This is a genomic window from Desulfovibrio sp. JC022 (assembly GCF_010470665.1).
In the GTDB taxonomy this organism is placed as follows: Bacteria; Desulfobacterota; Desulfovibrionia; order Desulfovibrionales; family Desulfovibrionaceae; genus Maridesulfovibrio.
Genome location: NZ_VOPZ01000011.1, coordinates 107620 through 121999, shown reverse-complemented (window position 1 = coordinate 121999; position 14380 = coordinate 107620). Strand labels below are relative to the sequence as shown.

The window sequence follows — 14380 nt, the reverse complement described above, 5'->3', positions numbered from 1 at the left end:
TGCTTATTTGTTGCCTGCGTTCTGATGGGGGTGTATATTAGAATACAAACCCATAAGGACATAGACATGGCTTCCTTTAATTCCATAATTGTTGAGAATATTATTGAAAGTATTGATGTCGGATTGATGGTTATCTCTGATGAAGGGAAAATCATTTTTTTGAACTCAGCGGCATGCGGTATTCTCAATCTGGATATTAAAAAACATCTTGGATTCGGCTGGGGGGAACTCTTTATAACCGACGCAACTTCCAATGCTGAGTTCAATCAGGTCATCCTTGATGTTATCAGTGAACAGAAGGCCGGACTTAAACATATTGTTCCTTATACAACAAAAGATAGCGAATGCCCTAAAAAACTATCCATCACATCTTCGTATCTCACTGAAAATAATAAGATTGTCGGTTTAGTCTTTCTTTTTGAAGATGTAACGGAAATGCATAACGCCCAAGAGCGGGAAAAAAAGATACTTTCACGCAATGCTGAGTTGCAGAAAGAAAGAATTGAGGGGCTGGATTCACTCTCACAGGCTGTAGCACATCAAGTGCTTAATCCCACCACAGTCATCGGCGGAATGACTAATCTTCTCTCACGTAAACTGCCACAGGCAGATCCCCTGCAACGAGAATTGGAGATTATATCTGAAGAAGCAATGAAACTTGAAGGGTTGGTTGCTGCCGTAAAGACTTATTCCAATATTCCAAAACCATACCCTGTTGAAGTCAGTACCGTGGAACTGTTTGAACAGGCTTTAAATAATGCCAACCTGATACTCGACCGTATTGGCGAACGGATCGAGATGAAATTGAATTGTGCTGTGGAGCGGATTACAGTTGGTAAAAAATTATTTGAAGCTGCTATTGTAGAGCTGTTACTTAATGCCAGCAACTTTACTCCTGAAAAAATTACTGATGTGCAGGTAGAAATTGAAAAAATAAAGCAGACCATTCAAATCAAAATGATTGACCATGGCATGGGCATTGAGTCTCATGTGATGAGTCATGTGCTGGACCCATTCTTTTCCACCAAAGCCAAAGGGGTGGGTATGGGCCTTTCAAGGGTCAAAAAGATTGTCTTCGAACATCAGGGCATACTGAACATCGAAAGTGAAGGATCAGGACAGGGAACCACTGTAACTATTGAACTCCCCTGCCCGGATGCTGATTGCTGTCTGGCTAATAATCAGCACTAACTGAAAAAATTATTAAATAATTCTTTGATCTGATAGTCGTAATTTTCAACAATTACTTTCAACGTTTCTGTATCAATGCCCAGCACTTCCCAAATTTCTTCATCAACTCCCGGTAGTACATACATACCGCCATCGGCAATTCCGACAGCAAGAGCAAGGTTATCAGCTACCTGCAATATCCCGGCTTCTTTCTGTTTTTCGCTTTTGCCCGGTGCGTGGTGATTGCTTATGATTTCAGTGAGAGTTGGCGGAAAATTCCATTTTTCGAGCATGCAGCGAGCAACATCAGAATGGTTGAAACCAAGGGTCATGTCTTCTGCTTCCACAAGGGGAATGAAATTTTCGCGGGCAAAAAGCATTGTCTGCACCGCACTGTACGGCATCTTTTTAAAGAGGATCAACCTGCCCACATCGTGCAGCAGCCCGGCTGTAAACATCATTTCCGGAACAACACCATCTACTTTTTCGGCTATGACTTTGCAAAAAACCCCACAGGTCAATGAATGCATCCAAAAGGAACGCATATCAATTAACTCAGGCGGAATATCCTTGAAATAACCTATGGTGGAGAGTCCCAGAGCCAGGGTGCAAAGTTCCTTGCCACCGATCAGAGCCACGGCCCGAACAAGGTTGTTAATTTCAGAAGGAAAACCGTAAAGCGGGCTGTTAACCAGTTTTAATAATTGAGTTGAAAGCCCCACATCAAGTCCGACTACTTCCGCTATATGCTGGGCTGTACTTTTTGAATCATCGACAGCTTCTTTAACTTTAAAAAAGATATCAGGAAATGATGCCACTTTCAGTTCTGCATCAACAATATCCTCAATGGTTCCCTCATCCCGGAAAAAGAGATCCCGCATATCATCAAGAGCAGTAACATTCTGTTCATCCTTAGTCGGAAGCCGCCAGCCTTCCATGATTCTGGTTGCGGTTTTATAAACAGCAACATCGAAAAGCTGCATGACAACCGGATCATCATGATTGACAAACATAAAATAATCGCGCGCGTAGATAAATGCTTTATCAATACTTTCTTCATCCGGTTCAGTTGCTCCGGACGCTATAATTTGCAATGACTCAATGTTCTGATTTTTGATAACGGAAATATTTTTATTGGTGAGAACAGAGCCGGCAGGCAGAAGCATTCTGCCTCCTTGTGCCAGATCTGCGGCTAGGACCATACCCGGCTGGACATCATCAATGCTTACTATCTGCATTTTGCACCTCGCAAATGTTGAATGGCAGAATCAAATCTTATGATACGTAATAGTTCCAGCGTGCTGCCTCGGTTTGAATTTATCAGTTACTGCATGCAGTGATTCAGAGTGTCCCACATATAAGTGACCGTTATCAAGTAAATTATTGTGAAAACCACTAAGAACTTTCCGCTTCATATCTTTGTCAAAATAAATGATTACATTGCGACAGAAAACAATATGCGAACGGGGCACCATTTTTACTGAACGATCCTGATTTAAATTTATTTTACCGAATTTAATCAGCCGCTTCACTTCCGGCTTTATCTGGTAAATATTGTTATCTTTTTCTGAAAAATATTTTGAGATAATTGGTATAGGGGTCGTACGTAAGGAGTATTTTGTATAAATACCCTTTTCCGCCATTTTCAAGACATTTGTTGAAATATCATTGGCAGTTATACGGATTCTCCATTTGCGGATGTCCTCTTTCAAGGCTTCGTGCAGGATTATCGCGAGTGTGTACGGCTCCTCTCCGGAAGAACATCCAGCGGACCATATTTTGATTTCCCTGCGCCCGGTTTTGTTTCCTTCATCTATCATTTTTTTAAGAGTATAATTTCGAAAGACTTTCAACTGCGGATTATCTCTAAAGAAACTGGTCTCATTGGTTGTTATCAACTCAGTGAGCATGGCCAATTCTTCAGTTTTTCCTTTACTATGATTTTTAAGGTAGTTTATATATTCCGAATAACTATTCAACTTAAGCTCTGAAAGCCGGGGCGCAAATCTATTTTCAATAAGAAATTTTCTATTATCATTCAAAAATATTCCAGACAGCTCATATATTATGTCTCTAAGCTGTAAGAATTCTTTTTGAGTAATTTTAATATTACCGCTAAAACCTTTCCCTGAAAACAAACCATCCATATAATGAACCCAAGGTGTTTATTAATTGAATAACGTAAAGCAATCTGTAGTGTTTGAATTATTTTTTATATACTTTCTTCCATTCATCAAGGAAAAGTACAGCTGTATCCAGAGGGCTCAACTTCCCTTGCTGTGTCCGAATTGCAGTTACTAAATCATCAAAACCTACATTTGCGGGCAATCCTAGCTTTTTAATTAGCATCATTATATCATTTTTCAACTCTTCTGGGAAGCTATTGTTAAAAAGAACCTCGGTATTCCTTTCAGCAGGCCAGTCGTTGAATTTTTCCGTAGTAAAATCAATCAAGGACTGCATTCTTACTTCATAAGTATGGTCTTTAAGTACCCTTACCCGCGCTTTTTCTATATATTTTTTACGCTCTTCAGGGTGGGCAAGATAATATCCGATTTTCTGATCAAGATCTTCGAGGTTATCAAAATGGGCCAATTCTCCTTCATCAAAAGCTTCGGGCATGAGGGAGCGTTTATCCACAAGCTGAAATGCTCCGCAGGCTGCCAGTTCAAAAGTGCGTGGATTGATAAAATCCCCACCACTGACCAGTTCATCAGCATTGATGGATGAATGGAGATTAAGGTTGATCTTGGTGCCGTTAAAAATCTTTACACATTCATCAGATGAAATGCGTCGCCCCCCGAACTGTACATAAGGCTCAAGTACATGGTCTCCATCCCATTCCGTACCCCAAATTTTCAGACCGTGATGGATCAGTTTGCGGAAGGCCATCCGTCGGTTCGGGTACCCGGCTCCCATAAAAGACACATCACCGCCATATTTGCGGGCATCAATAGAATTAAGTTCTTCAGGTTTGTGAATATCCGGATGGGCAGCCAGCGGAAGATATAAGACATTCTCCATTCCGATCTGTTTCAACTCACCAAAAAACGGTTCTTTTTGGATAACTGCAAAAACGTCATAAAAAGGTGCAAATGACTGCCAGTAAGTAAATAAACGAAAATCCTCCACAAACCACATGGCGGTTTTTACATTATCCTTACGTAGCCGTTTCAGAGCCTGATGGGTCAGAGGAGCTTGAGCCATGGCCAGCACCATGTCCGGCTCAAAAGTTTCAACTTTCGCCAGCACAGCCTGCGATAACATATTTAAATAACTGTTCCGCAGGTATTGATGTCTGTCGGAGGTGACTTTCAAGTCGTCAATCGCAGTGTAGGCACCGTAAAAATCAGGGGCTTCAAAAGTTTCCACCAGATGGCCCATTTTTTCCAATGCGGAAATGCAGAATCTGCCCACGGGCAACGAACCGCCATAAAGAGGAAGTACAACCAGAATTCTCAGCACCTTATTCTTATCCATGTTTTTACCTTTATATTTAAGCTGTTATCCAGTCTTTATCTTTGTAAAATTTCTCTGCTAATTCTGGAAATGGGCCATGTTCGCCAATGTCCAGCAAGCCAAGATGGCTGCCAATGAATTTACGCAATCTAAGTCTGCGCTCTCCTGTGGCATCATTACCGGCCTTGAGAGTAAATTGCGTCCCCAGAAAATCGCAGCCGGATTCAAATACGGAAATCCCTTCAGGCAGATGCTCGGGTTTACGGGTCGCAATGTATCTGGAAGAATTTTTGAAAGGAGCCAGGCATTTCATATCGGAATAGCAGGGGCGAGCTTCCATACAGGGGGAGCAATCGGTATCAGCTTGAAAAATGGTATGCCCTTCGCCATAAGGTCCAGTTTCAGTGCACCATGCGGAAGAAAGAAAAAAGCCCAGCACTGGCACTCCCAGATGGGCGGCAAGATGCATGGTTCCTGTGTCCGGAGTCATCAGCATATCAAGTCCCGAGACAGCTTCCACCAGCCCTTCCCAATTGGTTTTACCAGCAAGATTTATAGTGCTTTCTGCAACTGAAGCCGGAAATTTCGAAAGTAATTTCCGGCCGGCACCGCGCTCTGCTTTGCTTCCCAGCAGAAAAATATCCTTATTCATATTGGCGGATCGTGCAGACATTACCAGCGGGGCCAGAATATCGTAAGGCAGGGAGCGCCGACTTTCCCGTCCAGCCAGAACCACCCCGATTCCTCGTCCTCCGGAACTGGCAACAGGATTTACATCCGCCGCAGGAATCATGTCCGGGCTTAGAGCTGCCCAGTAATCAACAAGATTGATGTTGTTGCGTCGCTCAGCAGCAAGCCGAAAGCCCAACTCAAACCACGGATCTTTCATGGGCTGACCGTTGACCCGTTTATGTCCTTTGACTTTTTCAGAGTCAAACATTGATGAAAGGGCATAATTCATGGTTGAAAAATTCAAATTATACACTTCCTCGAAATCAATTTCAGATAATTGTCTGAATATTTCGTAATTAACAGGAAGTACAGTATCAAGACCCTGCCCTTCTATTCCGCTGCGGTGGGCAATGAGAGGATGTATTTCGCAGGTCGGATACAGAATCCGGGCCAACTCTTTTAGAGAGTGGTCAAGACAGATATGAACTGTAAATCCACGACGTTGCAGTGTAAGAACAAGACGCTTGGTCTGGACCAGATCACCAAATCTTGTCAATTGTATAACCAGAGCCCGTTTCATTAAATATCCGTATCCTTGCAAATGTTTTATTTATTAAATTATATATTTTTATCAGCACTTTGTCATTTTACAATGCATGCCCACATTTGATATGCAGTACTTCTATGACTTACTACCCTATTTTTCTTAAAGTGAAAAATCGCAATTGTCTGCTGGTCGGAGCCGGGGCTGTGGGGGTGCGCAAACTCAAGTCTATTCTTGAATGCAACCCCAAACAGGTAACTGTACTCGATACAGCAGAACCGGGAGATGAGATGCTTGAAATCAGCCATGATCAACGGGTGATCTTTGAGCAGCGTCCGTTCGAGGATGAAGACCTGAACGATGTTTTCATCGCCTTTGCCTGCACCAGTAATGCAGAGGTCAACCGCCGTATGGCCGATCTTTGTGCTGAAAAAAATATTCTTTGTAATATCGCTGACTTTCCCGAAGGAAGCAACTTTATTGTTCCATCGGTGATCAGGCAGGGAGATTTAACACTGGCGGTGTCTTCCGGGGGCTGCACTCCGGCATTCACAAAGAAAATACGCCGGGAATTACAGGGTATTTTCGGACCGCATTATGCCGCGTTCATCACTCTAATGGGAAGAATAAGGCCGCAGGTCCTTGACCTTGGCAAGGAAACAAGCCAAAACACCGCTTTGTTCAGGCAACTTGTTGCATCTCCGATTTTAGATGAACTGGAGGCTGGAAACATGGTCCGGGTAGAAGAAATTCTGGCTCAGACTTTGCCCCAAGAACTTGTTCCCCGTATACCGGAGTTAATTGATGACCTTATTTGAATTATTCCAGTACGTAATTATCGCCCTCTATCTTGCGGGCACTGTTTGCTTTTTTATCGGAAGTCTCAAAAGCAACAAGATATTGGGAAAACTCGGCAACCTTTCCGCTGTTGGCGGTTTTGCCCTGCACACTCTGGATCTGCTTCTGGCGGTCACCCTTTATAAGGAAACTGTTTTAAGCGGCGGATATTTTTATTTCAGCCTGCTAGGCTGGAGTTTCATCCTCGTTTATTTCGGACTGTGGTGGAAGCTGCGCTCTACTTTTTTTGCACTCACAGCATCCCCTTTTGCTCTGCTGCTTTTTATCATCTCCCTTGCGTCCCAGAGCCTCAAGGTAACTATCCCCGCTCATCTGGCAGGTCTTTTTATCGGGCTGCATATCGGGACCATTTTTGTCAGCATCGCGCTTATGGCCATGGCTGCCGGAGCCGGAGTTGCTTTTCTTTACCTGAACAACAAAATCAAAACCAAGGCAAACCTTACCGGAATGGGCAAGGAAATGCCTTCGCTTAATACTTTCGACAATGTAAACCATTGGTCGATTATTATCGGATTCCCTCTCTACACTTTGGGACTTGCTGCCGGATTCCTCTGGGCAAGAGCTGCTTTTTCCAAAATGTTCTCATGGGACCCGAAAGAAATAGTTACTTTAGTGGTCTGGTTTCTTTTTGCATTCGTCTTTCATCAGCGCATTATGATGGGCTGGAGAGGTAAGAAACCGGCAATTCTGGTGATCATAGTTTTTGTCATCACCATGATTTCCCTGTGGGGGATCAACTTTTTTATCCCCACTCACCATAGCTTTAAAGTCTGATATGGACCATAATATTTACCTGATCGGCCTCAACCACCGCTCTGCCGGAGTGGATGTGCGAGAACGTTACGCCCTGACAAATGTAGAGGAGTTCGAAGCCGGACTGCTTGAACTGGGCGTGCGTGAAGTAATGGCCTTATCCACCTGTAACAGGGTTGAAATACTGGTTGTCTGCTCTCCGGACATTACCGATAGAAATATCCTTGAATACTGGGCAAAACGGTGTGGCGGTTCAGTTAGAGAACTGGAACCAAACACGTACAGCCATGAAGGATTGAACTCGGTGAAACACCTGTTCCGGGTGGCATGCAGCCTCGATTCAATGATCGTTGGAGAACCGCAGATTCTCGGGCAGCTCAAGGAATCATACCGCAAAGCGGTTGAAGCCGGGGCTGCAAGGGTCATTATCAACCGCATGCTGCACAAATCCTTTTTCGTAGCAAAAAGGGTTCGTACTGAGACTTCCATTGCCTCCAGCGCGGTATCCATCAGTTACGCAGCAGTTGAACTTGCCAAAAAGATTTTCGGCGAACTTCAAGGGCAGCGGGCCATGCTCATCGGGGCCGGGGAAATGGCAGAACTTGCCGCAACCCACCTGCTGAACAGCGGTGTGGAACAGATATCCATCGCCAACCGTACATACTCCCGTGCTGAAGAGCTGGGTAAATGCATGGGCGGAAAAGCGGTGCCTTTTGAAAATCTTTATGACCACCTTGTGGAGACTGATATTATCATCAGTTCTACAGGTGCTCCCCACGCGGTTATTTCCGCCAAGGAGATGAGAAAGGTCATTAAGAAACGCAAATACCGGCCCATGTTCTTTATCGATATTGCCGTGCCCCGCGACATTGACCCGGATGTAAACGGACTGGATAACGTTTATCTTTACGATATTGATGATCTTAAAGATGTGGTTGAAGAAAATAAATCTCAGCGCGAAGACGAGGCGATCAAGGCCAATTCCATCGTTGAATTTGAGACCCTGTCTTTTGGCAACTGGATTAATTCCCTCGACCTGCAACCAACCATTGTGGACCTTTTCAACCGCAGTGAACACGTTGCCCAGCAGGAACTTGCCAAGACTCTTAAACGTCTCGGCGATGTGGATGCCAAGACTCATAAGGCACTTGAGACCATGGCCATGTCCATTGGTAAAAAGTTGCTCCACGAGCCGGTGGCCTTTCTAAAACGCCGTACCGAGGAAGAAGGCAAGGCTGATGAATTTGTTGATCTTGCCCGGCGCATGTTTAACCTTGATAATGAAACCATTCCTGCTGATGCTCATTGCGGACGCAAGAAAAAGAATAATTTTGAAGACTAAAGGATAAGTTCATGAGAAATTACCTTCTTGAAGATATTTATGAAGAAGATCTGGCTAAAATTGTTGATGCTCTTAAAGAAATCGGCTTTTCCGGGCCTATTGACGATATATTTTATCTTCCTATCCCAGAAGATCTTCTTGAGGATGTCCAGAAGGAACATCTCGGTGAATGCGGTCCTTACTTCATGGCTCTTGAAGTCATGGAAAACAGTATGAAAATCGAGTTGCTGGTCCGTGCTTCCAACAAAATCCGCTGCGAATGCGTAGCCTATGCCACCCCTGAACAGCGCAACCATATGCTCGATTACATGGATAAATTTATCATGGATCTCGGTGTGCATTTGTAGAAAAGAATGCCTCCGGCGGCTTAAACCCTTTTTGAAAAAAGGGTTTAAGAATCCCAAAAACTTTTAGTAGGCTTCGCCGCGCTGTATATCAAATGGGATCATTGCCAAAATCAATTCAAGAACTTGATCCAAAATTAGCTCGATTCTGCTTGAATATTGAGAAATTTGGTAAACAAAAATCAGGCAAAAACTTTGCCGCTTTTCCCATGCTTGTCGGCGTATCCGGTGGCATTGATTCCACTGCTTTATTGATTATCGCTACCCTGCTCGCCCGTAAATCGGGGGGCAGGGTTTTTTGCGCCCATGTGGATCATGGCTTGCGGGAGGAGTCTGCCGGAGACCGTATTTTTGTTGAAGATTTATGCGCTATGCTGGATGTTCCTGTTGAACCACTTGCAGCCGATGTTGCGGGCTATGCCGCGAAAAATTCCATGGGACTTGAAGAGGCTGGACGCATTATCCGTTATGATTTTTTCAACCAATGCTTGAAGAAATTTAAAGCTGAGTATCTGCTGCTGGCTCATCATGTCGGTGATTTATCCGAAGATATTGTTATGCGTCTCATTCGGGGTACCGGCTGGCCTGCCCTGGCAGGGATGATTGCTTATGACCCGAAGCGGAAACTGTTACGTCCCCTACTCTCAACTAAGAAAGAAGACCTTGAAAACTTCCTGCGTTCTATCGGCTGTCCGTGGCGAGAAGACGAAAGTAATCATAGTGACGACTATACCCGTAACCGGCTCCGAAATAATATCATGCCTCTGCTCAATGCAGAGAATCCTAATCTGGGTGCAGGACTGATCAGGTTGAAAAATCAGGCTGAGCTTGATGAAACTTATTGGGATGAAAAGATTGCAGATGTTTCTGAGTATATAGAGTCAGGAGAAAATGGCGAAATATTCTTGCCTTGTTCAATTTTGAACAAATGTCATTCTGCATTAAGACTCCGTATTTATAAAAAAATTTTAGATGGCCTCGGTCCGGGACATGCTCTTTTTGACTCAATAATGCAGCTGGATCGGGCTTTTTCTGCTCGTAAATCAGGTTCAACCTTCCAGTTCCCCGGAAACAAGGTTGTTAAGGTCAATAAAGCAGGGCTCTTATTCAATATTAATTAGGGCATTGACAGCGACGACAGCAAGGTTTAGAACTTTGTGAAATTTGTTACTAATTCTTTAGGAGGACACAGTATGAATATTCTTATTTTTGGACCCAACGGTAGTGGTAAAGGAACTCAGGGCGCTCTCGCTAAGAAAAAATTCGACCTCGATCACATTGAATCCGGCGCAATCTTCCGTAAGCACATCGGTGGCGGCACCGAGCTCGGTATGAAAGCTAAAGAATACATTGATAAAGGTGAACTCGTTCCTGATGATATCACCATCCCCATGGTTCTGGACGTTCTCCAGTCTTCCAGCGAAAACGGCTGGTTGCTCGACGGTTTCCCCCGCTCCATCGTACAGGCTGAAAAGCTTTGGGAAGCTCTTGAAAAAGACGGCGTAAAGCTCGACTACGTTATCGAAATCCTGCTGCCCCGCGAAGTTGCTAAAAACCGCATCATGGGCCGTCGCCTTTGCGAAAACGATCCTAACCACCCCAACAACAAATTCATCGACGCTATCAAGCCCGCTGGTGACAAATGTCGCGTATGTGGCGGTGCTCTTTCCGAGCGCGCTGATGACCAGGACGAAGATGCAATCAGCAAACGTCACGACATCTACTATGATGACAAGACCGGTACTGTTGCAGCAGCATACTTCTACAAAGATCTGGCTCCTAAAGCCGGCTTCAAATACATTGAACTCGACGGTGAAGGCACCATCGATGCGATCAAAGAGACCCTCATGGCTCAGCTCGTATAGTTCGACGTTAGCCGATAATATGAAAAAGGCCGCTGTCTCAGGACAGCGGCCTTTTTTTCTTAAGTGGCGAAGCCCAAATAAAAAGGTTTTGGGATTCTTGCATCAGCCCTTAGGTGAGCGGCTTCCGCGAGTCTTAGGGAAGGCGACAGTGGAACAAACCCTTTTGCAAAAGAGTTTAAGGCCCCGGCGGGGCCGCCGGAGGCATCAAAGTTAATCATCTTCAACAATAATAGTCGGGAACATGCCCTGCTTTTCCCCGGCCAGATAGGGTTGGAAAAGGTTGTAGGAAACATATTGCGTTCTCTGTGCGTGTCCCCTGCTCTCGGCATTGCCGTCAAAGCGGGCACCGTTTTCCACCAGAATATGCTCAATACGGTTCTGGAAATCGCGGATAAACGCCGCGCCGTCACCGTAAAAAGACATTCTGTCCATGCAGATGGCCTTTCCTTTAGAAAAATTAGTCAGCGACATGGATTGTGTTTCAAGATCGCTTTGTTTGGTTACATAGCCCCAAACAATAGTTTCATCTGGAATATCAATAGGCTCGGAAGCATGAATGATGGTATGAGGCATTACAATCGAACCTGCTCCTACAGAAACCGGAGTTTCCTCTGTCCCATGCAGGAATGAGTTAAAGCCGATGAAGACTTTCTTGCCGATATTGGAATGAACCAATTTACCGCCATGAGCGACAACGACCAGTCCGGCAAAGCAGGTATCCACAATAAAACTATTTTCCTGAGCATTGGAACCGGCCCCGAGTACCGAATTTTCAATATATGCCCGCTGAGCCACAAGACAATTCTCGCCAATCTCACAATTTCCTTTGACTACAGCATAACGGCTAACAAAGGCATTTTCAGGAACCCAGACCGGAAATTTATCTGCCAGCGAATCGTAAACAGGCAGAAAATCACTTCTGCGACCTTTGAGAAAATCAGCAAAGAGCCCTATAAGTTCACCATCCTGATCCCATGAAATATATTCTTCAAGGGTGGCCTGCGGATAGTTGTAGTCAAATTCATATTTTCCTTCAGCCTTAATCCAGATACGCCCCGGATCAATGCAGACCTTGGAAAGGTCGCCAGCCTGAACATAACTGTAATTACCAAGAATACAATTATGCAGCACAGAAAGGTCCGCAGTTGAGAACGCTCCAAGATAGGCACCTTCGGTTGTAGTCCCGTGGATGTTGGCATAATGCATAGCCACAGTATTCTGGATACGAAAAAATTCCGGGATTTCCGGGTTGCGGGAGTGGTTATGGACCAGCGTCTTAAAAAGAAAACTGTTTACTACCTGAATAATTTCATCCCGGTACAGTTCAGTTTTAACTCCGCCGAACTCTACTTCCGTTCCTTCGGCTTTAAGTTCATCGCCACGGATGTCACTTCTGACAATTATTGAACGGTCAACATCACATTTTCCAAGAAAATACGATCCGCCGAGATTACTTTCCCTGAACCGGAAATAGATGGGGTGGTCAATAGATAATGCATAGTACGCATAATCATCGGTCAGCTTGTTAACATCAATAGTGCTGGTCAAGGCCTGTTCAACATCAAGGCCCATGGGCCGGAGATTTACATTTACCCTTGATATAATATGATTGATAAGCTTTTTGACTCTTCTCATGTCTAACCTCTTATCTGCCGGACTGATGGCCCGGTTATGCCGGACGAAAAGACCGGATTGTCTGCTTTGCGTTTAAACGCCCTTTGCAGAATTTGATTTTTAAGAAGGTACCTTTTCCCCCTCCACCATTCAATAGAAAAAATGTCGTAATTTTATTAAGTTGAACCATAAAAAAGGCCCATCTGAGTATGTGTTTACTCAGATGGGCCAAAAAATATCATCTAATGGCTGGAGCTACTAAAGCAGGAAAATTCCGGCAAGCCCCAGCAGCGAGAGAAAACCGAAGCTATCCGTAATCGTGGTCAGGAAAATTGATGAAGCCTGTGCCGGGTCACGACCGAATTCTTTGAGAATAATGGGAATTGCTCCACCGACCACTGCACCGAGTACCATATCAATAAATAATGCACCGGACATAACCAATGCCAATGCGTAATTGTTGGTTAGCATGAAAACTGCGCCCAATACCAGGAAGGCGATGCAAAGACCGTTGGCAAGACCGATTTTGAATTCACGCAAAACAGCTTCCCATGATTTCTTACGGTCGAACTTCTCGGTGGCAAATTGGCGAATCATAACTGCAAGAGCCTGCTGTCCTGTATTACCCGCCTGATTTGCTACAATGGGCATAAGCACAGCAAGAATGGCCATCTTTGTAATGTTTCCTTCAAAGAGATGGACAACCCACGCAGCGATTGCAGAGTTCGCTACATTGATAACCAGCCATGGCAGACGTTTTTTTACCGAATATTTCCACGGCGAATCAACCGTTTCATCAGTACCCGCACCAACCATTGACTGCATATCTTCACTGGCCTCTTCATTAATAATGTCAATGACATCATCAACAGTGACAACTCCGAGAAAGCGGTGGTCAAAATCAGTCACAGGCATAGCCAGAAAATTATAGTGCGCGATAAGCCGGGCAACTTCCTCTTTATCTACGTTATAGTTAACAGAGATAAGGTGCTGGTTGTGGGTCAAGTCAGTGAGCATTTTGCCCGCGCGTGAAACAAGTAAATCACGCATGGAAACTACACCTACAAGCTGATTACGGCGACCCACAACATAGGCGTAGTAAGGAATACTTTTGTCTTCCACTTCCTTACGGATCTCAGCAATAGCCTGATCAACGGTCATATTGTCGCGGACAATGGCGACCTCGGTGGTCATAACACCGCCGGCGGTGTCGGGATCAAAGGTCAGCAGGGTTGAAATCTCTTCCCTGTCTTCGGCTTTGATCTGGCGCAAAAGGGTTTCCCGCAGATCGTCATCAAGATCCTCAAGAATATCCGTGGCATCATCCGGGGACATGATCTCAAGGATACGGGCAGCCATTCCGACATTAAGCCGTTCAATAAGATCCCGCTGATCATATTTTTCCATCTCAGCAATGGAGTCTGCGGCATCACGGCTGGGCAACTGTTTGATAAACTTGACCTGTTCTTCCAGTCCAAGTTCTTCAATATGATCAGCAGCATCCGCAGGGTGCATAGCATCAATAACACGCTGATCAACTTGACCGGCGCGTCCTTTGCCGTGTTCCTGCCACCGTCTGAGTGGTTCGGGTATTCCTTTTGGATTAGCCATGGCGCATCAACTATACCAAATAAACTTAAAGGTCAAAATTTATCACTTTGAAACTGCTGAAAATTTAGCTTGTGAAATCCTTCTCAGCCCTTGTGCTGCCTTATAAAACGGGATACGAAATTTCGTTACATGACCTCAAACACAATGT

General features: G+C 44.6%; 13 protein-coding genes. 7 read left to right on the top strand and 6 right to left on the bottom strand.

The window, feature by feature from the left end; translation table 11 throughout:
- The first annotated feature begins 66 nt into the window (after window positions 1-66).
- A complete protein-coding gene (locus FMS18_RS17570) occupies window positions 67-1191 on the top strand; it encodes a PAS domain-containing sensor histidine kinase (RefSeq protein WP_163295975.1) in 1125 nt (374 codons plus the stop codon).
- On the opposite strand, the gene FMS18_RS17565 is transcribed toward FMS18_RS17570, so the two are convergent.
- Genes FMS18_RS17565 through FMS18_RS17550 form a run of 4 tightly spaced genes read right to left on the bottom strand, consistent with a single transcriptional unit; the run spans window position 1188 to window position 5881 of the window.
- Window positions 1188-2408, bottom strand: coding sequence for an HDOD domain-containing protein (locus FMS18_RS17565; protein ID WP_163295974.1), 1221 nt, complete (start codon window positions 2406-2408; stop codon window positions 1188-1190). The two genes, FMS18_RS17570 and FMS18_RS17565, sit on opposite strands and share 4 nt — an antisense overlap.
- Window positions 2409-2438: 30 nt before the next feature.
- Window positions 2439-3317 (bottom strand): CheR family methyltransferase, encoded by an 879-nt coding sequence (locus FMS18_RS17560; RefSeq protein ID WP_163295973.1) that lies wholly within the window; start codon window positions 3315-3317, stop codon window positions 2439-2441.
- A 58-nt stretch (window positions 3318-3375) separates the two neighbouring features.
- Window positions 3376-4650 (bottom strand): glycosyltransferase, encoded by a 1275-nt coding sequence (locus tag FMS18_RS17555; RefSeq protein WP_163295972.1) that lies wholly within the window; start codon window positions 4648-4650, stop codon window positions 3376-3378.
- A gap of 16 nt (window positions 4651-4666) precedes the next feature.
- Window positions 4667-5881, bottom strand: coding sequence for a glycosyltransferase family 9 protein (locus FMS18_RS17550; RefSeq protein ID WP_163295971.1), 1215 nt, complete (start codon window positions 5879-5881; stop codon window positions 4667-4669).
- Window positions 5882-5985: 104 nt separating this feature from the next.
- Between FMS18_RS17550 and FMS18_RS17545 the strand changes: the two genes are divergently transcribed.
- From FMS18_RS17545 to FMS18_RS17520, 6 genes are all read left to right on the top strand, one after another.
- Window positions 5986-6663, top strand: a complete 678-nt coding sequence (locus FMS18_RS17545) for a bifunctional precorrin-2 dehydrogenase/sirohydrochlorin ferrochelatase (protein WP_163295970.1) — start codon at window positions 5986-5988, stop codon at window positions 6661-6663.
- Window positions 6650-7477 carry an inner membrane protein YpjD gene (locus FMS18_RS17540; RefSeq protein WP_163295969.1) on the top strand — a complete coding sequence of 276 codons (828 nt, stop codon included), beginning with the start codon at window positions 6650-6652 and terminating at the stop codon, window positions 7475-7477. The genes FMS18_RS17545 and FMS18_RS17540 overlap by 14 nt, the downstream gene beginning before the upstream one ends.
- A gap of 1 nt (window position 7478) precedes the next feature.
- Complete coding sequence (gene hemA, locus FMS18_RS17535; protein WP_163295968.1) at window positions 7479-8798, top strand: glutamyl-tRNA reductase; 1320 nt, start codon at window positions 7479-7481, stop codon at window positions 8796-8798.
- Between the two features lie 11 nt (window positions 8799-8809).
- Window positions 8810-9145, top strand: coding sequence for a hypothetical protein (locus tag FMS18_RS17530; RefSeq protein WP_163295967.1), 336 nt, complete (start codon window positions 8810-8812; stop codon window positions 9143-9145).
- A 92-nt stretch (window positions 9146-9237) separates the two neighbouring features.
- Window positions 9238-10263, top strand: coding sequence for a tRNA lysidine(34) synthetase TilS (gene tilS / locus FMS18_RS17525; protein ID WP_163295966.1), 1026 nt, complete (start codon window positions 9238-9240; stop codon window positions 10261-10263).
- Window positions 10264-10335: 72 nt separating this feature from the next.
- On the top strand, window positions 10336-11007 hold the full coding sequence (locus FMS18_RS17520) for an adenylate kinase (protein ID WP_163295965.1): 672 nt from the start codon (window positions 10336-10338) through the stop codon (window positions 11005-11007).
- A gap of 210 nt (window positions 11008-11217) precedes the next feature.
- Here FMS18_RS17520 and FMS18_RS17515 read toward each other — a convergent pair whose 3' ends face one another.
- Window positions 11218-12642, bottom strand: coding sequence for a transferase (locus tag FMS18_RS17515; RefSeq protein ID WP_163295964.1), 1425 nt, complete (start codon window positions 12640-12642; stop codon window positions 11218-11220).
- A 237-nt stretch (window positions 12643-12879) separates the two neighbouring features.
- Window positions 12880-14232 carry a magnesium transporter gene (gene mgtE / locus FMS18_RS17510; RefSeq protein WP_163295963.1) on the bottom strand — a complete coding sequence of 451 codons (1353 nt, stop codon included), beginning with the start codon at window positions 14230-14232 and terminating at the stop codon, window positions 12880-12882.
- Window positions 14233-14380: the final 148 nt, after the last annotated feature.